Genomic DNA, 25,583 nt, shown 5'->3' with positions numbered 1-25,583 from the left:
CATTCCGAACAAAAGGAAGGCCGCCAGTGGTCACTGGCGGCCTTTTGTTGTTCAGGTCCGGACTATGAAACAGACGCGACGGTCACGGCGAAATAGCCATCTTCGTCGGTCCACTGGTGAGCGATCCGGAAGCCGGAGTCGGAGAAGAGGTTGCGGATTGCTTCCTGCGTGAACTTGTAGCTGTTTTCCGTGTGGATCGTCTCACCAGCTTCGAAGTTGAACGAGGTGCGCAGGGCGCCGATGCGGACCATCTGCACCTTGGTGCTTTGCAGATGCATTTCCATGCGCGACTGTTCTGCGTTCCAGATAGCCTGGTGGGTGAACGCCGCAAGATCAAAGTTCGCGCGCAGGTCACGATTGATACGTCGCAGAATGTTGATATTAAAGGCCTCGGTGACGCCATCGTGATCGTTATACGCCGCGATGAGTTTGCTCGAGTCCTTGACAAGATCTGTGCCGAGCAGCAAGGTGTCGCCCGGGCGCAGTTGCGCGCGCAAGTTTTGCAGGATGGCGATGGCCTCATCCGGTGCGAAATTGCCGATGCTGCTGCCGATATAGAGCGCCAGCGTCGGGCCGTCGTGCGGTGGAATGCTGAGTGTGTCGGTGACATAGTTCGCCACCTGCGGCTGCACCACGACGCCGCTTGACGAGCGCGCGATGGACTCGCAGGCCTCTTCCATCGCGGTTTCGGAGACGTCGATCGGCAGATACTCCGTGGAGCCCTGGGAGCGGACGGCCGCATCCAGCAGGACTCCTGTCTTTGCCGCCGATCCAGCGCCGAGTTCCAGCAAACGCAACTTGCCTGTACCTTTGCCGCCTGCTGCGGCGTAAGCGTCAATCGCTGCCGCGATAATGCCGTCGGAGTAGCCGGTGAAGATGGCGCGCTCGGTGCGTGTGAGGTAGTACTCCGGCAGCAGGGTGATGCGCTCAAACAGACGCGAGCCCTGGGCGTCATAGAACAACCACGCAGGCAGCCACTTCGGCGTGGACGACAGGCCGTCCAGGACGGCTTGTGCTACGGCTTCATTTACGGGCGTTGCAGCGGGTAATGCAATCACTTCAGGTGCGGTAGACGATGTGCTCACTGTGCCGATCCGTTCGATGCTGTGGGCTGCTCGGCCGCAAAGGCGCGGGCCAGCCGGATGCCGGAGATCTGCCAGCGCGTGGCTGGCGAAAAGAAGTTTCGGTATGCCGCGCGGATATGGCTTTCGGGGGTAAGGGCGGAGCCGCCGCGGAGGATGATCTGGCTGCTCATGAACTTGCCGTTGTACTCACCCAAAGCGCCCGGCAGCGGTGCATAGCCGGGGTAGCCGGTATATGCGGACGAGGTCCACTCCCAACAGCCGCCCAGCATCTGCGTCAGATCGCGGGATGTCGATGCCTGCGGATGCAGAGTGCTGTCTTCCAGAAGACTCCCGTTATCTGCGGGCGAAGAGGCGGCAGCGTACTCCCATTCCGCTTCTGTGGGAAGTCGACAACCGCGCCAGCGTGCGTAGGCGTCCGCTTCGAACAGGCTGACGTGGCACACCGGAGTGTGAAGCATCTCGCTCAGGGGGCGCCATCCGCCGAGTGTGAAAATGCGCCAGCCGCTCGGTTCCGCGGGGGACCGTTGCCAGTACAGCGGTGCGTCCCAACGTTCGGATTCGACGGTGTCCCAGCCCTCACTGAGCCACAGTTCGGCGCGGTTGTAACCGTTGTCGTTCATGAAGTCGAAATACTCCGCGCAGGTGACGGTCCGGTTCTCCAGGGCATAGGGCTGAAGGTAGACCGTGTGCCGTGGTGTCTCGTTGTCGAAGGAGAAGTCGAGAGGGTTCGCCGCGTCCAGTGGATAGCCGATCTGCTGCAGACCTCCATCGAACTCCACCCATTGTCCTGGTTGCGGCAGACGCGTGGGCAGGGAAGCGTTCTCGCGATAGACAGGATGTAGCGGGTTGGTGAAGAAGGCGTGTTTGATGTCGGTCAGCAGGAGTTCCAGGTGCTGCTGCTCGTGCTGAATGCCGAGCACGATGCGACGGAGAGCATCTTCAGGGACGTCTGGACGTTGCAGCAGCTGATCCACATGGTGATCCACATGCGCCCGGAAGGCCAGGATCTGCTCCAGCGACGGCCGAGAAAAGGAGGCGCGCAGCTTTTTCTCAGGAATCTCGTTCCCGAGAGACTTGTAGTAGCTGTTGAAGAGCCAATGAAAATCGGGGTGGAAGGGGCGGTAGCCAGGCAGAAGAGGGGTTAAGACGAAGGTTTCGAAGAACCAACTGGTGTGTGCCTGGTGCCACTTGGTGGGGCTGGCCTCGGCGCAGGATTGCACCATCTGGTCTTCCGCGGATAGCGGCGCACAACAGTGCGCGGTGGCGGCGCGGGCCGCTCGGTATCGAACGAGCAGCGCGTTTGCCACGGAACCGGCGCTGTCGACGACAGAACTTGTGGCGGGGCTAAGGGCCATGGTTGCCATGCTGGGAGCCTTTCACGCTGGGCCCTCAGCGTTTGAGGGCGAGAAGAAGTTGGGACATGCCAAGGGCACGCAGGGCAATTGGATGCACGCTGATGCCGATTGGGACCGATGACCCTGTCGCTTGTTGACCCGAAAAACACGATACGCGGCGATGTTCGTCCGCCACCGTGAAAAAGAGCATACGGCGGGAGATGGGTCTCGTCACCGACAAACGCACGACGCTTCATAGGAGCAAAAGTAGAACCAGCGGCGATTCTGCGAATGGTGCTTTCGTCGCTACACGCGGGGGCATATACTGCGGGCAATCCATCTTTTTCACGGCGCTGGACGCAATTGCTCCCGCAGCCGGAACGCACGGATGGAGCCGAGTGAGGTGCGTCTTCCCTACGGCGAGTTGGGCAGTTGCCGAATCCGGCGCGGTCGCGGCAGGACTGAGATCTTCCTGCGCCCCGGAATCGCGTCACCCGCTCTTTTCACTTCCGCAGCACTTTGTAAACAGCATCATCTCGCTCCTGGCGCCGGGCAATTGCCGTCTTTGCCATGCCTCATTGAATCGTGCGGTGGACTATCCCGTATGCGATCACTGCACGGACTGGTTTGCCGCCAGCGTTCTTTCCGGGGTCTGTAGCCTGTGCTGCGAGCCGCTTGGGTTTGAGTCAGTGGCGGCGGCCGATCTGTCCCGGTCGGCAACGTCTCTCTGTGCTGCTTGCAAGACACAGCCGCCAAAATTTACGCGTGCCGTCGCCTTCGGCCTCTATGACGATCTGCGCCCCGCCATCCGCCTGATGAAGTTTGAAGGTGTCCCCGCGCTGGCTCGCCCGCTTGGGTTTCTGCTGGCGGAGGCGATCCTCTCGTTGCGCGTAGATGCGCCGGAAGCGATGACGGTCGTTCCGGTGCCACTCTTCCGCGGGAAGCGCCGCTATAACCAGAGCGTCCTGCTGGCGCAGAGCGCCTTGAAGCGCGTGCACCTTACGGCGCCGGGATGGCGGCTGCGACTGGCCCAGGGCATCCTTGTCCGGTCTCGAAAGACGGACAGTCAGTTTTCGCTTACACCCGCCCAGCGCCGCGAGAATGTTCGCGGAGCCTTCGCCGTTCGCGGCGATGTCAACGGACAGGACATTTTGCTGGTCGACGACGTCTACACCACGGGAGCCACCGCTGCGGAATGTACGCGCGTGCTATTGAAGGCAGGCGCCCAAAGTGTCCGGGTGGCAACGCTTGCACGCGCAGGCCGCGACATTGCTGTGCGCTGGCAACCTCCGCCAGAGATCGCGGCGCGCGCAGGCCCGCAGATGAACCTGCCCAAGCCTTTCTGACACGACTCAGATGCAGTCCCCAAATCAAGCGAGACCGAACGACAGAACAGCAAGGCCAGACAGAACGAGATCGAAACATCCGCCAGGAGCCGTGATCGATGCATTCCGCCAAAGCCCGCAAACAGAAGTCACTCGTTAAGTGCCACGCGCAGACCCCGCCCGGGGAAGATCACAGACCCCGTCGCGGCGCCACGCCGCTGCAGACCCCGGTGCTGGTCCTGAACGCTTCGTATGAACCGATCAATATCTGTGGCGCCCGGCGCGCCCTGGTGCTGGTGTTGAAAGGGGTCGCTCGCACGGAGGAAGAGCAGGACAACATGCTGCATGCTGCACGTGTGCGCATGCCCATGCCATCGGTGATCCGGCTGCTGGAGTATCGCCGGATCCCGCACCAGACGCGCGCACTGTCGCGCAAGAACATCCTTCTACGCGATCGCAATACCTGCCAATACTGCGGCTGCATCCTGACCACGGGCGATTTGACCCTCGACCATGTACTGCCGAGGTCGCGTGGCGGCCTGTCGACGTGGGAGAACCTGGTGGCCTGCTGCCACGACTGCAATCGCCGCAAGGGCAATCAACTGTTGCATGAACTACAGGACATGCGGCTGGCTCGCGAGCCCCGGCCGTTCTCCCTGCATACGTCGCGACACATCATGCGGATGCTGGGATCTGGGGATGCCACCTGGCGAAAGTATCTCTACTTTGAAGCGTAATTGACTTACTTTGTGTCATCCATTCCGCGTTGCCACTCGTATTTCTTCACAGGGAACGATGAGCAGGGGGTACTTCTGAATTTCACTATCCCACATATTCTGGATTGACAGTGGGCGCATGGTCACTAACATGAACAGCGCCCGCCAGTTCTCGGGGGCGCTGTTGCTGATTGGGGCTCGCATTGCTATTCCATGGGTAAACAGGAGCTTTGCGTCAAAAGCTTGCTTCACGAGCAAGCTTTGGACGGTTCTGCACAGCAACTCGATGACTTCAGTAATCTTTCTCGTTGTACGATCTGACATACCTGTCTAAGTAGTGGACCTTCCTTCAAGAGCGACTTAGTGTAAGTCCTGCCTGGCCATTCCAGCGCTAAGTTTTCTGGAGGATTTCCTTACTATGAAGAAACTCGTATTTACTTCGGTCGCCCTGTTTGCGCTGGTTGGTTCCGTGTACACCGTCTCCGCTCCCGTCGCTCAGGCTCAGGTCAAGAAGACCACGCCGCAGCCCGCCGCCATCCCGGTTCCCACCTGCCCCGCGAACGACCCCAACGGCTGCGGTATCTACCAGTAGGATTTCGCGACTCTCTCTTTGATTGCAGGGCCGACCCACACGGGTCGGCCCTGTTCCGTTGCTGTTCCGTACGGGCTTGAGTATGCTCCGTCTAGGAGGAGCAGCGAAGACCGTGTCGAGCGCAACGCTATACCTGGGCCTGAGTTGGATCGAGATTGTGCTGGGTCTGCTAACGCTCGCCCTATTGATCCGAGCCAAGGCCGTAGGGACGTATTGGCCGGTGCTTGTGCTCTCTCTCTGGCAGGCCCCGCCGTATTTCGCTTTGCTACTGCTGAAGCGCTTCCGCTACTTCAGTGCGCAACACGCCTATGCGACCTTCTACTTCATGTACTGGACGCTCTTCGCGTTCGAGGCAGTGGCTGCAATTGCGCTGACCTACAGCATCCTCCACAATGCCATGCGTCCCTTGAAGGGCCTGCAGAGCCTGGGCCGCATCGTGTACCTATGGGCGGCAGCCATCTCGGTCGTCCTCGCCCTGCAGGCGGGTGTGCAGCCGAGCAAGGACTTCTACGAGCTCTTCCAGTCGCTGATCAGCCAGTTGCAGCATGCCAGTGGCATCATTACGGTCAGCCTGGTGCTCTTCGTCGGGATTGCGATCCAGCCGATGGGGCTGTCGGTTCGTAGTCGCATCTTCGGCACGGGCATTGGTCTGTTTGTGCTTTCCTTGATCAACACCCTGCAGTCGAATTACTTCCTGCAGCCACGCGTACTGTACAGCACCTACGGTCTTATCCATACCGCGACCAACTGCGTCGTGGAGTTGATCTGGATCTACTACTTCGCCGTGCCAGAGCCGCAGCGAAAGTTCATCCTGCTGCCCACCACGTCACCATTCCATCGCTGGAACCAAATATCCGAGCTGCTCGGACAGGATCCTGGCTATGTTGCCATTGGCGGCATTCCGCCAGAGGCGTTTGCCGCGGCTGAAATCGAAGTCTTCCACCGCGCATCTGCCAAAATGAACGCGCTGGGTGAACCCACTGAGGCGCCCAAGCCCGATCGCCTGGAGAAGTAAGGCGCAACGATGCTATGGGCGCACGGATAGCTCACGAGACGTGAGAGCGTGGCGAAGGGAGCATGCGAGCGGTAGGGAGCTGGCCTGACATTGCTGGCGGTGCCGAAAGTGGGTTAACTGCTGGCCACACAGCTCGAACATGGATGATATCGAAGACGAAGAAAGGGCCACCCGCGATGGGTGGCCCTTTCACTTCTTGCTGCGGAGCGAGTATTACTCGCGTTCGCTGCGCTTCCAGTTCAGCAGGTCGCCCAGCGTGGTGCTGGAGGACGAGGAGGAGGATGAAGACTGGTTGGAAGGCGTCTTGTAGCTCTCCACCTCTTCACGGCTGGCTTCTTCACCAACACCGCGGAGGCTCAGGCCGACCTTCTTCTCTTCGGGGCTCATCTTCACGATCTTGAACTCGTGTTCCGAACCCACTTCCAGTGCGGACTGCTTGCCGGTCTGATCAACAGCCTCAGAGACGTGGCAGAGACCCTCAACACCCTCGGCGATCTCAACGAATGCGCCGAACTGTGCCGTACGAAGGACCTTGCCCTTCACCACATCACCCACGCGGTGCTGCGCGAAGAACGTATCCCAGACGTCGGGCTCCAGCTGCTTGACGCCAAGCGACAGGCGGCGATTCTCCGGCTCAACGCCGAGGACGACAGCCTTGACCTTCTCGCCCTTCTTCAGGACCTCCGAAGGATGCTTGATGCGCTTGGTCCAGCTCAGGTTCGACACGTGTACCAGGCCATCGATACCGTCTTCGATCTCGATGAATGCACCGAAGTCGGTCAGGTTGCGTACGCGGCCTTCGACCGTTGCGCCGATGGGGTACTTGTTCTCCAGCTGCTCCCATGGATTGTCCTGCAGCTGCTTCATGCCAAGCGAGATGCGGCGATCGTTCGGGTTCACTGCGAGGATGATGGTGTCGACTTCATCGCCGGGCTTGACCATCTTCGACGGGTGCTTCATCCGCTTGGACCAGGTCATCTCCGAGACGTGGACCAGGCCTTCGATGCCCTGCTCCAGCTCAACGAATGCGCCGTAGTCGGTAACGGAGAGAACGCGGCCCTTGACCTGCGCACCGATGGGGTAGCGCTCGATCGCGTCCAGCCACGGGTCAGGCGTCAGCTGCTTGAAGCCAAGCGAAACGCGGTGCTTATCCTTGTCGAACTTCAGAACCTTGACCTGGATCTCATCGCCAACCTGTACCAGGTCACGCGGATGGGTCAGGCGGCCCCAGCTCATGTCGGTGATGTGGAGCAGGCCATCGAGGCCGCCCAGCTCAACGAATGCGCCGTAGTCGGTCAGGTTCTTGACGACACCGGTCAGGACAGCACCCTCTTCCAGGGTCTCAAGCGTCACGGACTTGCGTGCGTTCTGCTCTTCCTCAAGGATTTCCTTGCGGGAGATGACGACGTTGCCGCGCTTCTTGTTCAGCTTGATGACGCGAACGTCCAGCTGCGTGCCCAGATACGTGTCCAGGTTGCGGACGGGGCGAATCTCTACCTGCGAGCCGGGGAGGAACGCCTTGACGCCGATATCAACCGTCAGACCACCCTTGACGCGCGACAGGACGGTGCCGGTAACGGGCGTCTTGTCTGCAGCAGCCTTCTCCAGCTGGTCCCAAAGGCGATGACGCTGAGCCTTCTCGTACGAAACCAGGTAGCCGCCTTCGTGATCCTCACGCTCGACGACCACTTCCACAGCATCGCCCACTGCGAGCTTCGGCTCACCGGTGTGGTCGAGCACCTGCTCCTTCGGGATGAGACCTTCGCTCTTCAGGCCGATGTCGACCACCACATACTTGTCGGTGATCTTCACGACAGTACCGGTGATGACCTTGTCCTCTTCCATAGCGGCAGAGGCGGCAGCCTTGTCTTCAGCCTGCTCGCGGTCGAAGTTCTCGAGCGCTGCAGCGAAGTCGGCGGCGTCGTAGTCGATGTCATCAGGGCCATCGGCTGCGGCGGAAACGGTCTCAGGCGCGGGTGTGACGAGGTGGTTGGCGCCCATAGCGGGGTTAGCCACCGTCTCGGTCACAGGGCCGTTGGCCTCGTGGAGGGTGTCAGGGTTGGTGGTGGAAGTTTCGGTCGGCATGGTTTCCAGTTCAGTGCTCAGGGATTTGCTCTCAGTAAGCGGGATTTAGCGATGGTTTGGGTCGCTAGCAATTTTTGCTTGGGACCCGTGGTTGGCGGGTCTAAGCGTTTGACGCCTTGACGTCCTTCGGGGATTCAGAAGGCCCACTTCCGGCTCAGCAACGGTTTCGACGTGAAGACGTACGGCATGAAAGCCGTAGACGAAACACAGATGCGAAATGTCAGGAGTAGCCCGCGCAAATCTCAAAGGCGCCAGAGCTCAACTAGAGTATAGGACTGCAAACGAGTAAGGTCAACGAACTGCAGCGCGCGGACTTATGCGCCATCTGCGGCCAATTGTCCGATTATTGCCTCTTGCGAGCACACTCCAGCGGCCCGGGCCGTAGGTAATCACAGGCTGTTGTTATGCCAGCATCAACCCTGGCCGCGCTCTCGATTCAAGGCGCGCCAGCCAATGTCGCGCCGGAACTGCATGCCTCGGAAACTGATGCCCGCGAGCGCGTCATAGGCTTTTCCGCTGGCTCGGCGGAGGTTTTCGGCCTGTGCTGTGACACCCAGCACGCGCCCGCCTGCTGTGACGGTGTCGCCAATTGCATTCAACGCCGTGCCGGAGTGGAAGATTTCAACGCCGGCGGGCGTGCTCGTATCCAGGCCGTGGATCGCGACACCCTTCTCCGCGCCAGCGGGATATCCGGCGCTGGCGAGGATCACACAGATGCTGGCGCCGGGCTTCATCTTCACAGAGATTTCATCGGCAGTGCCATCGATCGAAGCATTCACCAGGTCCAGCAGGTCCGTCTCCATGCGAAGCAGGATCGCCTGGGTCTCGGGATCGCCCCATCGAGTATTGAACTCGAGCACCTTCGGAGCGAAGCCGCTGACGACATTCTCGCCTGCGACGCCCTTCGCCGGGGTCATCATGATGCCGCAGAAGAGGATGCCTTTGAAGGGAGTGCCCTCGGCACGCATGCCGTCCACAGTGGGCTGGGCCACATGCCGAAGGAGCCACGTCCGCAGTTCGTCTGGCAACAGGGCATCAGTAGAGTAGGCCCCCATGCCACCTGTGTTTGGACCAGTGTCGCCTTCGCCAATGCGCTTGTGATCCTGCGCGGCGGCAATGGTAATGGCGTGCGTTCCATCACACAGCGCGAAAAACGAGAGTTCCTCGCCTTCCAGAAATTCTTCAATGACCACGGAGCCGTTCATCGGCAGCAATTCCACGACGGCGGCATCGGCTTCCGCCTGCGTTGCGGCGATGACGACACCTTTTCCCGCCGCCAGTCCGTCTGCCTTGACCACGATGGGCAGGGAGAACTGAGGAAGCGCCTCACGCGCCTCTTCCATGGTGTGAACCGTACGGTAGCGGGCCGTTGGGATGTTGTGACGCTGCAGGAAGTCCTTCGTGAAGGCCTTGCTGCTCTCGAGCTGTGCGGCTTCCCGTGTAGGTCCAAAGACACGGACGCCGCGTGTTTCAAGGGCATCGACGATGCCAGCGGCTAGCGGTACTTCTGGTCCAATCACTACCAGTTGTGGCTCAGTTTGGTTGACGACGCGGAGCATGTCCGCCACATCGTCCTGAAGGACGGGAACGCAGGTCGCGACGGCGGCAATGCCGGCATTGCCCGGTGCGCACACGACATCCGTCACGCGGGCGGAACGCCGCAGAGCCCAGCAAATTGCGTGCTCACGCCCGCCGCCACCAATGACCAGAACCTTCAATGCATCCTCCACAACACTTGCTGCGCGAGGTACCCCACGCTGTTTGTCTCTATCTCCGGTTATATCGCAGACGGTTGCTGCACTATACTGATTTAGGTGAGCCTAAATCCGGACAGAACGGTGGAAGTAACCAAGCCTCGCATTACGCTGCGTGAGCTGTCGGCTTATTTTGGGCCCGCCTTCGTTGCTTCGGTCGCATATATTGACCCCGGCAACTTCGCCAGTAACATTGTGGGCGGCGCACGCTACGGCTACACCCTGCTGTGGGTCCTGCTGTGGTCGAATGCGATGGCCATGCTGGTGCAGTACCTGTCCGCCAAGCTGGGCATTGCAACCGGCCGCACGCTACCGCAATGCTGTCGCGAACATTTTTCACGACCGGTGGTCTGGGTGTTGTGGATAGGTGCGGAGGTCAGTGCCATCGCGACCGACCTTGCTGAGTTCCTTGGGGCTGCGCTCGGTTTCTACCTGCTAGTGGGCCCATACTTCCTGGCGCATGGGATGAATCGAACGTCGGTGATGCTGCTGGCCGCGCTGGCGACGACCGTGTTCGTCTTCCTTCTGCTTGCGTTGAATCAGAGTGGCTTCCGGCACTTTGAAGGCATCATCATTGCACTGGTCAGTGCCATTGGCTTTTGCTACGCGATCGAAATCTTCCTGGTGCATCCGGACTGGTCGCGCGCGGCGCGTGGCGTCCTCGTCCCACACCTGAACCACGAGACGCTGTACATCGCCGTCGCAATGCTGGGTGCGACGGTCATGCCGCATGTCATTTACCTGCACTCGTCGTTGATGCAGCCGCGCATGACCAGCTTCGTACAACACGGTGTCAGCACCAACATGGCGAAGGCCGAAGCATCTGCGAAACTGCAGGACTTCCGCCACCGCTATCTGAAGTTTGAGCGGATCGACATCATCGTCGCCATGAATGGCGCCTGGCTCATCAACAGTGCCATGCTCATCATGGCCGCAGCCGCGCTGTCTGGCGTTCCAGAGGCTGCGATCAGCAAGCTGGAAGGTGCGCACCAGACGTTGGGACCGCTGCTGGGTTCGCTGGCACAGGTCGCCTTTGCTGTCGCGCTGCTGTGCAGTGGCCTGTCATCGTCCACAATCGGTGTGCTGGCAGGGCAGGTCGTCATCGAAGGCTTCCTGGAAGTGAGATTCCCGATCTACCTGCGACGACTGATTACCGTCATCCCCGCGATCATCGTCATCGCCATGGGCCTGGATGAATTGAAGGTGCTGCTGCTGTCGCAGGCAGTGCTTTCATTCGGCATACCGTTCGCACTGGTGCCGCTTTTGATCCTTACCGGAAGGAAGACCGTCATGCGCGAGTTTCGCAACAACCGCTTTACGGCTTATGCAGGCTGGTTGGTAGCGTCGCTTATCATCGGCCTCAACTGTGTCCTGCTCTGGCAGATGTTCAGCGCTTGAGATCTCTGCAGAGCAACGGGATCTGAAGTAAAGTTCTCCTGCTACTCCAGGAGATCTTCGCAATGCGCGCTCCCTATCTCGTCCTGCTCGCAACTCTGTTTACGCTGACTGCTCAATCGCAACAGGGCTCGCCCGCCTCTTCCATCACAACGAATCACGCGGTGACAGAAGCCGATGGTACGGTGCGGATGCAGCGAGTAATGCCGCTGCCACGCACCATCAGCCCGGAGGCGCAGGCGTGGCTCAGCCGTCCGGCCGGTGATGTGAGCGTGCCGCAGACTCTTGCCGAGCGTCGCTCGCAGCTCGATACATCGCAGGCCAAACATCGCGATGAGTTGTTGAAGATGTTCCCGGCTACCATCACGGACAAGACCGTTGCCGGCGTTCCGGTGCGGGACGTAATCCCGTCGAAGCTGCAGCACACCGATCGCGTCCTTATCTGCCTGCATGGCGGCGGCTTCAACGCTGATTCGGGCTCCTACTCTGAGTCGATTCCTGTTGCGGGTCTGACGGGCACACGTGTGGTCAGTGTGCTCTACCGCATGGCGCCGGAACATCCATTCCCTGCGGCTGTGGATGATGCAGTCGCGGTGTATCGCGAACTGTTGAAGACCTATAAAGCGAATCGCATCGGGATTTTTGGCAGCTCTGCGGGGGCCGGTCTGACGCTTGAGACTGCGGTGAAGCTGAAGCAGTTGAAGCTGCCAATGCCTGCAGCCTTGGGACCTTTCTCAACACAGGCCGGGATGGATGAAGGCGGTGACACGCGGTCGCTCTACAACACCGATGGCTTGCGCGGCTATGTCCCTGTTGCGAGCGGCGCCATCAACAGTGAGTACGTTGGCGCAACCGATCCGAAGGATCCTGTCCTATCGCCAATCTATGCGGACCTGCGTGGTATGCCACCGACACTCTTCATCACGAGTGAGCGAGACCTGCTGCTGAGCAGCACCAGCAATATGCATCGTGCGTTTCTGAAGGCCGGTGGGGATGCGCGACTGATCGTCTTCGAAGCGCTGCCACACGTCTTCTGGAACAACAGCACGCTGCCGGAGACACGCGAAGCCTGGGGCTATATGGCCAGCTTCTTCAACATGCAATTAGGGAGGTAGCCACAGAGAACGAGAAGCAGCGCAAAGGAAAACGCCCCTCGCATTTCGCGAGGGGCGTTCTTGTTTAGAGTTCCTGCATCTAGTGGTGCGGTCCACCGTGGGGTCCTTCCGCATGCGGGGCAGGCCCTGGATGGGGAGCCTCAAAATGCGGTGCAGGTGCCGCGGGGCGTGCCTGCATCGATTGCTGATGCTGCTCCTGAACGTGCTGCTGCTGTTGCATCTGCTGTACGCGCTGCTGCTGCTGTGCCTGTTGTTGCTGGATCTGTTGTGCACGTTGTTGCTGTTGCGCCTGCATCTGTTGCTGGCGTTGTTGATTCGCGAGTTGCTCTCGCTGCACATTGGCTTGCTGCTGCACGCGCTGCTGCTCCTGCTGCTGACGCTGCTGGTTCGCGAGCTGCTCACGCTGCACGTTGGCCTGTTGCTGTTGTTGACGCTGCTGATTTAACTGCTGCGTCTGCTGCTGTCGTTGCTGCTGCTGTACGTTCGCGGCCTGCTGACGCTGCTGTTGCATCTGCTGGCGCTGTTGCTCCAGCTGTTGGCGCTGCTGGACGTTGGCCTGTTGCTGCTGGATGTTCTGACCACGCTGCTGCAGATTCTGGTTACTCTGCTGTTCCATCTGCTGGCGCTGTTGCATCTGCTGCACGTTGGCCTGCTGCTGCTGTACGCGCTGCTGCTGTTGGAACTGTTGACGCTGCAGGACGTTGGCCTGTTGCTGCTGGATGTTCTGGCCGCGCTGCTGCAGATTCTGCTGCCGCTGCTGATCCATCAGGTTGCGCTGTTGCATCTGTTGCACGTTTGCCTGCTGTTGCTGCATGCGCTGCTGCTCGAACTGCTGACGCTGCTGGGGCGATGCAGTTGCAGGCATCTGTACATTCGGCACACCAGGGTGGCCGTTGTTGACGAAGTTCGGGACCATGGTGCGGGGCGGAGCTGCGATGTTGCGGTCGGCCTGCAGTGGACGTGCCGCGAACACTGTGGCCGGACGACCGTTATTGGCCGCGAAGAACTGCTGGCGGTTTCCTTCCGCGACGCGGCGATTCTCGATCTGCGCCTGCATGGGGGCCGTGTGCTGCTCTCGCAGTGCGGCAAACTCCTGAGGTGCGGGTCGACGGTTCAGGCCTCCCGGCCCGTAGTACGAGACGCGGGTGTTGTTGATGTATTCGCGATTCGTCACGCTGATGTTGCGGCTGTAGATGTAGTTGTTTACGCGCCGCGGATCAACCCGGTTGACCTCCCGGTTATAGAAGAAATGGTCCCCGTTCCAGTAACCACCCTGGTAGCCGAAGCCGATGTAACCGAAGCCATAATTAATGCCGCCGTAGTACCCGACGTGGCGTCCCCAATAGCCGTGATGGAAGCGATAGCGATGACCCACATAACCCCACCAGCCAGGCGTCCACAGAGCACCCTGGTAGGGCGCAGCAACCCAGGTTCCAGGCACATAGTAGTAGCCCGTGTTGGCATAATCCCAGTAGCCGGGCGTCCACAGATAGTCCGGGCCGGGAGCCGGTGGCTGCTGGTAATCAGCGGGCAGCGGGGGTGGCGGTTGCGTTGCGCCGTCGCCGGGGTCTAACAACTGAGAGTACTGGTCGTACTCATCGGCATCGCTTTGCGGATCGCCTGCGTAACCCTGCTGGTAGCCCTGCGTCGGCTGTCCCTGATTTGGCTGGGTGTTGTATTGGTAGGCCTCATTCTGGCGCGAAGTCCCGTACGGCGGCGCAGGCGCCAGTGGAGCATAGCTGGTAGCGGAGCTCTGCGGCTGATTCTCATAGCTGGCTGCAGCCACCTGTGTGCCGATCAGGTTCGCCGCGGCGGGATCGCTAAAGGCTGCATTTCCGTCGACAATAGGCGCGGGTTGGCCAACCTGATTGTTCTTGCATCCGGTCAGCAGTAAACTCATGCTGGAGATCAATAGCGCAGATGTGCGAAACATCGAGTTCTTCATACGTACCTCGGGAACGTCAGATGCGGTCAGACCGTCCGTCGTTCACCTCTTTACAAACACCGGTAACCGCAAAGGTTGCGCTAATGGAGGCAGAGGTGGAGAGATCTCCTGCAGTTCTTAAGGTTGCGCTCAGACTTAGTCCATCCGCTCGATCATCACATCAGTCGACTTGACCAGGGCAGCGGCTGTATCCCCTTTTTTAAGTTGCATATCGCGCGCTGCATCGGCGGTGATGATGCTTGTGATTTCCGCATCACCGACGGCCAGAACCACCTGCGCCAGCAGGCCGTCAATCCGTACGCTGACAATTTTGCCGATGAGTTGATTGCGCCCGCTGACCTTTCGAAAGCGCTCGCGCGACTCCGCCGCGGGCTTCCTGGCATCCTGCTGCAACAGCGGCTTGAGACTGCTCAACGCGATACGATGATGGCCGCCCGGGGTGGCCGTAGTCGCAAGCTTTCCGTTCAGGATCCACTGCTTGATGGTGGGATAACTGATGCCAAGCATGTGGGCTGCCTCGCGCGGCGTCAGGAGCGGAGTGTTGGCGGAAGTGGGCATGGCTTTATTGTGCGCGTATGGATAGCAACAGGGAAGCACGATGCGTGTAACGGATGTTTCGCAACCGCTATTGAGTTCAGCGCTCCCCGGAGAAGATGGTCATCAATTCCTGCGGTGGTACGACCTCGAGCTGCGCGTAGGTGCACTGTCCCACGGGCTTGTCTGGACGCCAACGACGAAAATGCGCCAGGTGCCGGAAGCGATCTCCCTGCATGTGCTCATAGGCGACTTCAACGACCAGTTCAATGCGCAGCGGCTGCCAGCTTAGATCTTTGCCATTGCTCCAGCGCGACTGCCCGCCGGGCATGCGTCCGCTCGCTTGCGCCGCTTCATCGGCCCAGTTTGCCCATGGATGATTCGACAGGGCGTCTTCGCGATAGGGTGCCAGGAATGCAACGAGCTCTTTGCGCTTCGCTCCTGTGAAGCTTGCACACACACCCACGTGCTGCAGCGCACCAGCATCGTCATAGAGTCCGAGCAGCAAAGATCCGACTGCCGATCCCTCGCCATCCTTATGCCAGCGGAAACCGGCTACGACGCAGTCGCAATCACGCTCATGCTTCACCTTCAGCATGGTGCGTTTGTCCGGCGTATACGGACCTTCCAGAGGCTTGGCCATCACACCATCCAACCCGGCACCTTCGAAGCGTGTGAACCAGTCCTGTGCAACAGCCTGCTCACGTGTTGCGGGAGTCAAGTGGAGCGGCGCCTCGGCCTTCGCGAGGAGGCGTTCCAATTCCGCACGTCGTTCGTGAAAGGGCGCGTCTCGTAGATCGCGGTCGTCTGCATACAGCAGATCGAAGAAGACAACGGATGCGGGCATCTGCGCTGCCAGCGTCTTCACGCGTGAAGCGGCCGGGTGGATGCGCAGCGATAGGGCGTCGAAGTCCAGGCCACTCGCGCGCTTGATGACGATTTCGCCATCCAGAACACATTGCTGCGGCAGTTGCTGCAACAGCGGTCCTCGCAGCTCCGGGAAGTAGCGGTCCAAAGGTTTGCCATCGCGACTTTGGATCAGCAGTTCATCACCATTGCGAAAGATGACCGCTCGAAAACCGTCCCACTTCGGCTCAAAACTCCAGGCACCTTCGCCTGGAATCGCGTCCACGCGCTTAGCGAGCATGGGAAGAATCGGGGATGACAGAGGCAGACTCACAGCCGGTTTGGATGCAGGATCCGGTCGCGGCGACGTGGACTGACGGCAGCTTTGGTCGTCGTACTTTCACACAGCTTCGTGTGGACACGCGGCCCGTGGAATGCGATCTTCAGGGTTCAACCCTCAACTAAGGAGCAGACAGATGCCAACGATCAAGGTCAAAGATGGCGCAGAGATTTTCTACAAGGACTGGGGTACCGGTACGCCGGTTGTTTTCTCCCACGGCTGGCCGCTGAACGCCGATGCCTGGGATCCGCAGATGATGTTTCTGGGCAGCAAGGGCTATCGCGTGATTGCGCACGATCGTCGCGGCCACGGCCGGAGCACGCAGACGTGGGACGGCAATGAAATGGACACCTATGCGGACGATCTGGCGGCGCTGTTTGAAGCTCTGGATCTGAAGGACGCCATCATGATCGGCCACTCCACGGGCGGTGGGGAGGTCGCGCACTACCTTGGCCGTCACGGCTCCTCGCGCGTGAAGAAGGCGATCCTGATCGGCGCCGTTCCGCCTGTCATGCTCAAGAGCGAGAAGAATCCCGGTGGCCTGCCGATCGATGTCTTCGACGGCATTCGCGCCGGTACTCTGGGCGACCGTTCACAGTACTTCAAGGACCTCGCGATCCCGTTCTATGGCTACAACCGCGACGGTGCCAGGAAGAGCCAGGGTGTCATCGACAACTTCTGGTACCAGGGCATGCAGGGCGGCATCAAGGGCCTGTATGACTGCGTGAAAGCGTTCAGCGAGACGGACTTCACCGAAGACCTGAAGAGCCTGAAGATTCCCGTGCTCTTTCTGCACGGCGACGACGACCAGATCGTTCCCATCGACGACGCGGCGAAGATCGGCCACACGCTGGTACCGGGCTCCACACTGGTCGTCCTGCCGGGGCAACCGCACGGTATGTGCGCGGTGGATGCGGATGCGGTGAATGCGGAGATCCTGAAGTTTATTCAGGGCTAGTCGCAGAGGGGCAGAGATGCAGGCTAAAAGCTGATCGTCTCTGCCTCTTCGCGTTGAATCACTTTTCGATCGGCAGCGCTGAAATGGTTAGTAGAACTGCCCTTTTGATAGAGGCGGTCGAGCGCATCGGCTGCGATCCATCCGCTCATCATCACCATGGGCATGCCGGGGCCAGGGTGCGCCGCTCCACCTGCAAGGAACAGACCCTCAATGCCGCGAACAACATTCGACGGCTTGAAGGCGCCGTTCATGCGGCCGTGTGAACTCAGGCCATAGATGGCTCCGTCCAGAACGCGATAACGGTCGTGAATATCCTGCGGCGTCAGGGCGTGCTCAAAGACGATGCGGTCTTCGATATCGGGCATGCCTCCGGTGCGCTTGAGCTTGTCGAGAATGACCTGGCGATAGCCCGGGAACATCTTGCGCCAATCGTGATTGGGCCTTAGATAAGGCGTGTGGACCAGGACGTACAGAGCATCGCCTCCCGGCGGCGCGGTCGCCGGCTCTGTCCGTGCTGTGGACGCGAGGTAGCACGTCGGATCAGGCGCCGGCATACCCAGGTTGTAGATTGCGTTGAACTCCTCGTGCGGATCGCGCGAGAAGACGAAGTCATGATGTGCGATGTGGTCGTAGCGCTTGTTCAGGCCAAGATAGAGCACCACGCCGCTGCACGCAGGCTCCCAGTTCTTGCGCCGGTCGAAGGCTGCGCTGGCGTCGGTGTCCTTCAGCAGTTCGCGATAGGTGCGCACCGCGTCTTCGTTGGAAACGACAGCGTCAAAGCTGTAACGCTCGCCCGTTGTCATCGTGATGCCGGTGACTTCCTTCGCCTCACGTCCCTGCTTGATTTCGATGCGTGCGACGTCGGCGTTCACGTGATACTTCACGCCGAGCTCTTCGCCAAGCTTGACCAGCGCCTCCGGCACAGCGCGCGTGCCGCCCATGGGATACCAGATGCCCTCCTGCGTCTGCATGTGACCGATCGCACAAAGGATCGCGGGCGATGCATCCGGGGAAGAACCAACATATTGGACGAAGTGGTCCAGCATCTGGGCTGTGTTGTCGTCGCTGATGTGCTCGCGGATGACGCCGCTGACGGTCTTGCCCATGCGCATCTTCATCACGTCTTTCAGCACGTTGATGTCGAATGCGCCGCGCCAGTCGAGCGTGTCCAGCATGGAGCCGACTGGCTTCCAGAAGAAGAACTTGTCGCTGATGTCGTGGAGATCTTCACTGACCTTCAGGAACTCGCCATACTTGTCGCCAAGGCCTGCCTGCTTCTGGTTCAGCGAGCGGATCATCTCTGGTGTGGAATCCTTCAGATCGATGACAGTGCCGTCTTCGAAGAAGCATCGCCACGAAGGGTCGAGCCGCACCATGGCGAGGTAGTCTTCCAGTTTGCGGCCTGCTTCGGCAAAGATCTTGCGAAGCATCGACGGCTGAATCAGAATGGTTGGGCCCATGTCGAAGCGGAAGCCCTGCTCCTGCAGCACGGCAGCCTTGCCGCCCAGCCACGGATTCTTCTCGAAGACTTCAACGTTGTAGCCGCGTGCCGCAAGTGTTGCTGCTGCGGCAAGACCTGCGAGACCGGAACCAATGACTGCAACGCGCATGTGCGAACTCCTGGGGCCGAGCCCCTTAACGGTAATACGGGTATTTCAAAGATCGGTGCCTTAGCCTATTGCACTGCGAGGTCGCGGTCCTGCAGATGCGACTGGTCGAAGGCGGATCGATCGAAGTTCCACGCGTGCTTGAGACCCATGTCATCCAGCATCAACTGCGCGGAGATGCGAGCAGACTCAAAGATCACAGGAAGACCCGAACCCGGGTGCGTGCCGCCGCCTGCGAGGTAGACACCCTCGGTCTCTTCAAACCGATTGTGCGGCCGAAGGTGCAGCATCTGTTTCAGGCTGTGCGCCATGCTGAAGGTGCTGCCCTTGTGCAGGGCGAACTCTGCCGCCCAGTTGGCCGGTGTCAGAACGCGTTCCGTGCGGATGCGCTTGCGTACATCGCCCATGCCGATGCTGCCCATCTGGTCCAGCACGCGTTCGCGGAAGGGGGCAACATCGCGCTCCCAGTTCACGCCATCGCAGCCGTGTGTCACGGGCGCAAGGACGTACAGGGAACTCATACCCTGCGGTGCGAGTGTGTCATCGCTGACGCTGGCGTTCTGTACATAGATCGAGGGATCAGCCGACAGCATATGGTTCTTTTCAATGTCGTGCAGGTTGCCGCGATAGTCCTTCGACAGGTAGATGGTGTGGTGCGAGACGTCGTCGTAGCGCCCCTCGATACCGAGGTAGAGCATGAAGGTCGAGCAGGAATGGTCCTTTTTCTCGATCTTGTCGTCGGACCAGCGCGAACGCAGATGCTGTGGAATCAGCCGTCGCGCAGCTTCGGCGAACTCGGCGTTCATCACAACGGCGTCCGCCTTCAGTTGACGCTTTGCGGTCTTCACACCCGTTGCCTTGCGACCGGTGAACTCGATGCCTTCGACAGCTTCGTCGCAGAGAATCTTGACACCCATTTCTTCGCAGATGTGGGCCATGGCGCGCGTGATGGCGCCGCAGCCGCCGATGGGATGGAAGACACCATACTCATACTCGAGGAACGACAGGATGGAGAACAGGCCCGGACAGCGGAAGGGCGACATGCCCAGGTACTTTGACTGGAAGGAGAAGCCCAGCCGGATGCGTTCATCGCTGAAGTACTGCCGCAGTTCGTCATCCAGCGAACGCCATGGCGCCAAGATGGGCAGCAGCTTTAGCATGCCCGGCTTCAGCAGGTCACTCCAGCCTTCGAAGGGCGACTCCAGGAAGGGCAGGAACTTCTGCAGCTTGTCGCGGTTATCCCGCATGAAGCGGTCGAGATTCTTCGCATCGGCAGGACACAGCCGCGCGACTGCGGCCTTCATGCGCTCCTGATCGCCGGTCGCAAGTAGTTCACCACCCTGGCCGAAGACCAGGCGGTACTGCGGATCCAGTCGCACCATGGGTACTTCACGCTCCAGCGAGTAGCCGGAAGCCGCGAAGATCTCCCGCAGAACGCGCGGATATAGAAAGAAAGTTGGACCGTAGTCGAAGTGGAAGCCGTCCTGCTCGAACGTACTGGTGCGACCGCCCACGTGGTCGCGCTTCTCAACGATCGTGACATCAACGCCCGACGACGCCAGCAACATGGCAGATGCCAGTCCGCCCGGTCCCGCACCCACTATGACAACACGCTTGTCCAACGCGCTCCCTCGATACATCCAACAGTTGATTCACGTTACGCTTCCGGCAGCAATGGCGGAAGCGCGGAGATCACGCTGGTGTTGTATGTCAGATTCAGGCATAAGAGCGCGTGGTGTCCTCCACACGCAATACTTTTTGATAGCACTCGATTACATGGCAACCAGATGGCCACTTCGTTGGTACGGCGCAAGCTGCCATCAGGGTCGCCCGTCAGAAGCCAGACGTGCCTGCCGTCGCTGACGGATTGCCCTCTGGTTCAGGGCTGGTGGTGTCCCGTTTGTGGCCGGCGTCGTGCTCCATCGCGCGCAGGCGTTCGAGGTCTCCCGGCGTATCCACGTCGAATTCGCCGCCGGGCAGCGGTACCGTGAAGACAGCGTCGTCCTGCAGCAGATCGCGTGCGCCCGTATCGCCGGTCAGTTCCTGCAGAGCGTGAAAGGCGAAGTCCGGAAACAGCGCGGGAATGCCGCGCCGTTCCCAGTAGTACGAGGCCACCACATGCTCGCGACGCGACGACTCCATCAGTTTCTTCAGGTGTTCCCGCGTCACTGAGACCTGGTCACAGGTCAATATCAGCAGATCGTCCGCGCCCACGCGCTCCGCGGCCGATGCACCCAGCGCAATGGATGAAGCCATACCGCGCTTCCATCCCTTGTTGATCAGGATGCGTATGGTGCTGTCAAACGGGGTCAGCACTTTCAGGATGCTTTCGTACTCGGCACCCAGCACGACGAAGATTGGCGAGGCACCCGCCTCCCGCGCGATGCGGATGGCGCGATCGATCAGGCGCTCCCCGTGATATTCCACCAGTTGTTTCGGCTGGCCCAGACGCGAAGATCCGCCGGCCGCCAGCACCAGTGCGGCCACCTTGCGGCTCATCCGTTAACCCCAGGTCGGTCTGCCGGCGACGTTGAAATCACGGTCTCCACATAAATTTCGTTTTCCGTGTAGATCGCGCAGTTCTCTACCGCGGGACGCGCGGGCCCGTCCGCAAGCAGATGTTCAAGATCATCCAAAGACATGCGTCTTGGCGCGACAGTCTCGGCGCTGCGGTTATATGGCGGTGCCGTGTCCTGCGTGAAGATTCGCTGTAACTGCGCGACGATGGAGAGGGCCACAGCCTCTGGTCCGTCCCCGCCCAGTTCCAGTCCAATGGGAGCATGCGTGCGCTCCAGTGCATCGGCCAACGGCAGTCCGGCTAGCTCGGCGGCTTCCGATAACAGCAGAGCAGACCGGTGGCGCGCGCCCAGTACGCCCAGGTAGCGAGGCTGCAGAGGCAGCAGCTCTGCCAGCAGTCGCCGGTCCTGCTCATACGAATGCGTCATCAGCACGGCGGCGTCGTGTGCGTGCACCGGCACGGAGGCCACATCGGTCGCAACAAGTACTTGTTCTGCTGAAGGAAAGCGGGAGGTCGCAGCACGGTCCGCACGGCTGTCCACCACGGCCACAGCCCATCCCATCGCATGCGCCAGTTGAGCCAGCGGGCGAGCATCCTCACCCGCGCCAAAGATGACCAGGCGCTGCGCCGGATCGATCCGCTCCGTGAAGATGCGGCCTGTCATACTCCCGTGCGCTGCGCGCAATGCGGTTCGGCGGTACTCCACAATGTCTTCTGTCTCGATAGATTCACTCGCAAAGAGCACATCGCCATGCGCATCCATCACGAAGCGCTGTAGCGGCTGACCGTCCTGCGGGAGCAGCGTGGCGATGGTGCGATGCTCGCCGTTTAAGGTGGCATGCAGGGCGTCTGCGAGCGCGACGGCTTCGGGTGCATGGAGTGGCTCTGCCAGCAGGTCCAACTCGCCGCCGCAGCCCAGGCCGTACGGAATCTCCGCAGTGTCATCGAAGGATGTGCTGAAGTGTTCCAGGCGCGCGCCATCGCGAATGAACCAGGCGGAACGCCGCAGTAGTTCCGCTTCCAGGCAGCCACCGCTCAAGGTTCCGGCAGCGCGTCCATCCGGCAGCGCCAGCAGCCGTGCGCCGGATCGCCGGTAGGACGATCCACGTACAGCCACCAGGCTGAACAGCACGCCGCTCGCGCCGGACCCGGCTGCCTGGCACAGTCCCACGACATCACGGCGTTCCTTGAGGCTCATAGCTTCAGTTTAGACGCGCCTGCCGGGGGCGAATGAGCAAATGGCCGGGGACAGGGCATTCGGCGGACTTCTGGTCCGCTAGAGAGGCTCGCGCAGGACCGCCGGGCGTTCGCGATGGAGCTTGAGAATCAGCTCACCGAAGAGCGTGTTCGCCCATGCGAACCACGGCCTCGTAAACTTCGTGGGGTCGTCTTTGTGGAAGGCCTCATGCATGTAATGGGTGCCAGCTGTGCAGTCGCGCAGCGTGCGCAGGCAGGTGCGGATCTCTGCGTCGTCCGTACTGGTCAGCGCCCGCATCGTGATGCTCATCGGCCAGATGAAGCCCAGACCGACGTGCGGACCGCCGATGCCTTCTGCGGCGCGGCCCTTGAAGAAGTAGGGATTCTCATCGCTCAGCGCGAAAGCACGGGTCCTTGCGTAGAGTGCATCTTCGGGCTGGCCGTTGCTGTCTCGGCCCGTCGCGCCCAGGTACGCGATGGAGAGCAGTCCGGGTGCATTGGCATCGTCCATCAGGTTTACGTTGCCGAAACCATCGATCTCGTAAGCCCAGATCTCGCCCATGCGAGGATGCGTCACGCGGCCATGATGAGCCGTTGCAACGAGTACCTCGTCCGCAAGCGCGGTGGCATCGCCTGCGAGTTTGACGTTGTGAATCGCGGATGCGATTTCCGCCAACATCCGCAGGGCGACCACCGCAAACAGGTTCGCCGGAACAAACAGTGGATAGGTACACGCATCATCCGAAGGACGGAAGATGGAATGCAACATGCCATTGGGCCGCGTGGGCGCGCCGTAGCCATCGAGCATTACGGTGTCCGTGGGACTCTTCGCCGACCGCTGAAAATGATAAGGACCGCGGTCATGCTGCCTCTGCTGTTCGCGAAAGGTCTTGATGGTCAGCGTTGCGGCGGCGACCCACTCGCTGTCGAAGGCCTTGGTGTCGCCCGTCGCCTTCCAGTAGCCATGTGCCAGGCGAATGGGGTAGCAGAGCGAATCGACCTCCCACTTTCGTTCGCCCACGCCGGGCTTGTGATCCGTGGCATCCTTCACGGCCCAGTCCAGCGGGGAGTCGTTCGGGTTGCGGCGGAACGCATTGGCATAAGGATCCAGCAGGATGCACTGCGCATGCCTGTGGATCAGCCCTACGATCAGGCGAGCCAGCGCAGCGTCCTGCTTTACGAAGGGCAGGTAGGGGTGCATCTGCGCGGAGGAGTCGCGCAGCCACAGCGCGTCGATGTCGCCGGTGATGACGAAGGTATCCGCCTTGCCGCCGCGTGTGCCGTGGAAGACGGTCGTGTCCAGCGTGTTCGGCAGGCAGTTGGCGAAGATCGTTCGCAGCTCCGAATCAACCATCGACCGGCCGACGACCGTGATCGCTTCTTCGACCGCTGCGGAGCGGAAGAGACGGGCCTCAGGCGCGGGACGAGTCGTCAGGTCGCGCTTGGTGTATTGGCCCAGCATGGGCGCGGGTAACAGCGTCTGCGCAACCTGCGCAGCGCCCAGCATCGCTGCGGACTTCAGCAGCTTGCGGCGGTTCAGAGAGCCTGCTTCGACGAATGCATTCACGATGAGCATTCGAACAGATGTCGGAGCGGTTGTCTTGGGGTGATTGTCCGAGGCCTAGTTCAGCACGATCAGCGTCGCCATGTGCGGCGGAAGTGTGAAGATTTGGCCGGTCGCCGAGCGTCTGCTGCTTGTCTCTCTAACTACTGTATTTACATGGGCTTCCGGGGAATCAAGAGCGGATCCGGTCAGGACGTGAATCGTCTCAAATTGCGGAGCCGTGATTCGGATCGGCTCACTTGCTTCCTTGTTCAGGATGGCGACGATCGTCTTGCCGTCGGGCCGCTTTGCCGCGTAGGCAACGGCGTTCTTACCGCCCGGATCGAACTCGACCGGAAGCATCGTAGACCCTGCGAAGGCTGCGGCGAACTTCATGCCGTAGCCCGCCGGCTCCATGACGTACTTGCCGTTCAGCTTGCCGTCGACACCTGCTCCGGCCAGCGTACCCTCGTTGGCGATGGGCGTGTAGAAGGGCTTGGGGTGAGGGGCGGTCGGGTCCTTCATCAGGGCCTCACCATGGAAGACGCCGCCGACTGAGACGGCCTGTGCGTGGCCCGACCCGCCATGCAGGTTCACTCCGCAATAGCCATCGCTCATCAGTTGGAAGAGGTAGTCCGCGCCCCACAGGGCGGCTGCCAGCACGTCGCTCACGCCACTCTTGCCGCCGCGATAGACGGTGTTGCCCTCGGTCATGCGCCAGGTGACCGATGGGCCCATCTTTACCGCAGCCTCTTTCGTCATAGCCGCATGCTTCGCGACCTTCGGGTCGATCTTCAGCAGGTTCTCGATGTTGGCTGCGGGATTTGAGGGCGGGCCGCTCCAGTAGTAGTGGTGCGACAGGGTGATGACGTTCGGCTTGTCCTCAAGGCCGGCCCAGCGTTCGGCGATCTGCGGCAGCCAGGTCACATCGCTGGCTACGTCCGGGATGCCGAACTTCGCGGCCGGCAGCGCCTTCTGCACAGCGCGCGCGATCTTCAGCCACTCCGCCAGGTAGGCGTCCACGTTCCATGTCTCGGGATCACGAAGGTGGCCTTTGAACAGGTCGACCTCGTTGCCCACCTGAAAGTATTGCAGCCGCGAACCCAGCTTGTGGAAGACGTACGTCGCCTCGGCGATGTCGGTCTCCGGTGTGCCATAGCCCAGGTTCAGGCCGTAGATGCAGGTCCATCCTGTCGCCTTCAGAAAGCCGTCCAGGTTGTCGATGGCCTTGGGCGTGATGGCGAAGACCGTTGCAGAGGTCGGCTCGCCTTCATGCTTCCAGGGCGAATCGACTCGCTTGGGAGCGGGTGTCTCCGGCGTGGGCTGCCACCATCCGAACTCACTGGTGTTGCCGCCAAGCCTCAGGACGCCGCGTGCGCTCATGTTGCGGAACTGCTGCACCAGCCCGATATTCTCCGGTGCGAAGAACGTCGGATCCTCAAGCTGCATGTTCTCGTACGAGAGGCCGATGAAGTCCACCGGCACCTTCGGACCAACCCCCGAGCCGATCTTCAGCGTGACTGGAGAGGGCCCAGCGTCCTGCGCGTGCAAGATAGACGGCAGCGCAAGGGCCGCAGCAGCGAGGGAGGATGTCTCAAGGAAGCGGCGGCGCGAGGGTCGGAAGCTCATCGCTCAAAACATAGCACCGCACGCGGAGCGCCAGAAGTTTGGAACGGTTT

Annotated in this window: 21 protein-coding genes; 8 read left to right on the top strand and 13 right to left on the bottom strand. The window is 60.6% G+C overall.

The window, feature by feature from the left end:
• Positions 1-62: 62 nt before the first annotated feature.
• The gene (egtD, locus tag BLW03_RS09265; RefSeq protein WP_083350432.1) at positions 63-1,085 is read right to left on the bottom strand and encodes an L-histidine N(alpha)-methyltransferase; all 1,023 of its coding nucleotides are present in this window, start codon (positions 1,083-1,085) and stop codon (positions 63-65) included.
• Positions 1,082-2,449, bottom strand: a complete 1,368-nt coding sequence (egtB, locus tag BLW03_RS09260; RefSeq protein WP_074653560.1) for an ergothioneine biosynthesis protein EgtB — start codon at positions 2,447-2,449, stop codon at positions 1,082-1,084. Before egtB ends, egtD begins: the two co-directional genes overlap by 4 nt.
• Positions 2,450-3,009: 560 nt before the next feature.
• Here egtB and BLW03_RS20435 point away from each other — a divergent pair.
• The 4 genes from BLW03_RS20435 (at position 3,010) to BLW03_RS09240 (ending at position 6,067) form a co-directional block, all read left to right on the top strand.
• Positions 3,010-3,765 carry a ComF family protein gene (locus BLW03_RS20435; RefSeq protein ID WP_170835004.1) on the top strand — a complete coding sequence of 252 codons (756 nt, stop codon included), beginning with the start codon at positions 3,010-3,012 and terminating at the stop codon, positions 3,763-3,765.
• Between the two features lie 98 nt (positions 3,766-3,863).
• On the top strand, positions 3,864-4,481 hold the full coding sequence (locus tag BLW03_RS09250) for an HNH endonuclease (RefSeq protein ID WP_083350431.1): 618 nt from the start codon (positions 3,864-3,866) through the stop codon (positions 4,479-4,481).
• A 397-nt stretch (positions 4,482-4,878) separates the two neighbouring features.
• Positions 4,879-5,052: a hypothetical protein gene (locus BLW03_RS20620; RefSeq protein ID WP_170835003.1), complete on the top strand. Its 174-nt coding sequence runs from the start codon at positions 4,879-4,881 to the stop codon at positions 5,050-5,052.
• A 112-nt stretch (positions 5,053-5,164) separates the two neighbouring features.
• Positions 5,165-6,067 carry a hypothetical protein gene (locus BLW03_RS09240; protein WP_083350430.1) on the top strand — a complete coding sequence of 301 codons (903 nt, stop codon included), beginning with the start codon at positions 5,165-5,167 and terminating at the stop codon, positions 6,065-6,067.
• A gap of 213 nt (positions 6,068-6,280) precedes the next feature.
• On the opposite strand, the gene BLW03_RS09235 is transcribed toward BLW03_RS09240, so the two are convergent.
• Together BLW03_RS09235 and purD are read right to left on the bottom strand one after the other, a co-directional pair.
• On the bottom strand, positions 6,281-8,152 hold the full coding sequence (locus BLW03_RS09235; RefSeq protein WP_083350429.1) for a 30S ribosomal protein S1: 1,872 nt from the start codon (positions 8,150-8,152) through the stop codon (positions 6,281-6,283).
• Between the two features lie 413 nt (positions 8,153-8,565).
• On the bottom strand, positions 8,566-9,870 hold the full coding sequence (purD, locus tag BLW03_RS09230; protein ID WP_074655893.1) for a phosphoribosylamine--glycine ligase: 1,305 nt from the start codon (positions 9,868-9,870) through the stop codon (positions 8,566-8,568).
• 96 nt (positions 9,871-9,966) lie between these two features.
• On the opposite strand from purD, the gene BLW03_RS09225 reads away from it, so the two are divergent.
• Both BLW03_RS09225 and BLW03_RS09220 read left to right on the top strand, forming a co-directional pair.
• On the top strand, positions 9,967-11,304 hold the full coding sequence (locus tag BLW03_RS09225; protein WP_074653554.1) for an Nramp family divalent metal transporter: 1,338 nt from the start codon (positions 9,967-9,969) through the stop codon (positions 11,302-11,304).
• A 62-nt stretch (positions 11,305-11,366) separates the two neighbouring features.
• Positions 11,367-12,416: an alpha/beta hydrolase gene (locus BLW03_RS09220; protein WP_074653553.1), complete on the top strand. Its 1,050-nt coding sequence runs from the start codon at positions 11,367-11,369 to the stop codon at positions 12,414-12,416.
• Between the two features lie 79 nt (positions 12,417-12,495).
• Here the strand turns inward: BLW03_RS09220 and BLW03_RS20845 are convergent, their stop codons facing one another.
• The 3 genes from BLW03_RS20845 to BLW03_RS09205 form a co-directional block, all read right to left on the bottom strand.
• Positions 12,496-14,349 (bottom strand): YXWGXW repeat-containing protein, encoded by a 1,854-nt coding sequence (locus BLW03_RS20845; protein WP_244502025.1) that lies wholly within the window; start codon positions 14,347-14,349, stop codon positions 12,496-12,498.
• A 147-nt stretch (positions 14,350-14,496) separates the two neighbouring features.
• A complete protein-coding gene (locus BLW03_RS09210; RefSeq protein ID WP_074653550.1) occupies positions 14,497-14,919 on the bottom strand; it encodes a TOBE domain-containing protein in 423 nt (140 codons plus the stop codon).
• Positions 14,920-14,995: 76 nt separating this feature from the next.
• Positions 14,996-16,042: an ATP-dependent DNA ligase gene (locus BLW03_RS09205; protein ID WP_244502024.1), complete on the bottom strand. Its 1,047-nt coding sequence runs from the start codon at positions 16,040-16,042 to the stop codon at positions 14,996-14,998.
• Positions 16,043-16,056: 14 nt separating this feature from the next.
• Here BLW03_RS09205 and BLW03_RS20615 point away from each other — a divergent pair, with 14 nt between their 5' ends.
• Complete coding sequence (locus BLW03_RS20615) at positions 16,057-16,206, top strand: hypothetical protein (RefSeq protein ID WP_170834905.1); 150 nt, start codon at positions 16,057-16,059, stop codon at positions 16,204-16,206.
• A gap of 11 nt (positions 16,207-16,217) precedes the next feature.
• Complete coding sequence (locus BLW03_RS09200; RefSeq protein ID WP_074653547.1) at positions 16,218-17,039, top strand: alpha/beta fold hydrolase; 822 nt, start codon at positions 16,218-16,220, stop codon at positions 17,037-17,039.
• A 23-nt stretch (positions 17,040-17,062) separates the two neighbouring features.
• Here the strand turns inward: BLW03_RS09200 and BLW03_RS09195 are convergent, their stop codons facing one another.
• From BLW03_RS09195 to BLW03_RS09170, 6 genes are all read right to left on the bottom strand, one after another.
• A complete protein-coding gene (locus BLW03_RS09195) occupies positions 17,063-18,649 on the bottom strand; it encodes a phytoene desaturase family protein (protein WP_074653545.1) in 1,587 nt (528 codons plus the stop codon).
• A gap of 65 nt (positions 18,650-18,714) precedes the next feature.
• Complete coding sequence (crtI, locus tag BLW03_RS09190; RefSeq protein ID WP_074653543.1) at positions 18,715-20,268, bottom strand: phytoene desaturase family protein; 1,554 nt, start codon at positions 20,266-20,268, stop codon at positions 18,715-18,717.
• A 211-nt stretch (positions 20,269-20,479) separates the two neighbouring features.
• Entirely contained in the window at positions 20,480-21,145 is a 666-nt protein-coding gene (locus tag BLW03_RS09185; protein ID WP_074653542.1) for a nucleotidyltransferase family protein, read from the bottom strand.
• Positions 21,142-22,362, bottom strand: a complete 1,221-nt coding sequence (locus BLW03_RS09180) for an XdhC family protein (RefSeq protein ID WP_074653540.1) — start codon at positions 22,360-22,362, stop codon at positions 21,142-21,144. The genes BLW03_RS09185 and BLW03_RS09180 overlap by 4 nt, the downstream gene beginning before the upstream one ends.
• 78 nt (positions 22,363-22,440) lie before the next feature.
• Positions 22,441-23,937 carry a glycoside hydrolase family 125 protein gene (locus BLW03_RS09175; RefSeq protein ID WP_074653538.1) on the bottom strand — a complete coding sequence of 499 codons (1,497 nt, stop codon included), beginning with the start codon at positions 23,935-23,937 and terminating at the stop codon, positions 22,441-22,443.
• Positions 23,938-23,982: 45 nt separating this feature from the next.
• Entirely contained in the window at positions 23,983-25,533 is a 1,551-nt protein-coding gene (locus BLW03_RS09170) for a hypothetical protein (RefSeq protein ID WP_074653536.1), read from the bottom strand.
• Positions 25,534-25,583 lie beyond the last annotated feature (50 nt).

Origin of the sequence: Terriglobus roseus (genome assembly GCF_900105625.1) — a bacterium.
Classification (GTDB): domain Bacteria; phylum Acidobacteriota; class Terriglobia; order Terriglobales; family Acidobacteriaceae; genus Terriglobus; species Terriglobus roseus_B.
The sequence above is the reverse complement of the archived record's forward strand: the minus strand, read 5'-3'. Positions and strand labels throughout refer to the sequence as shown.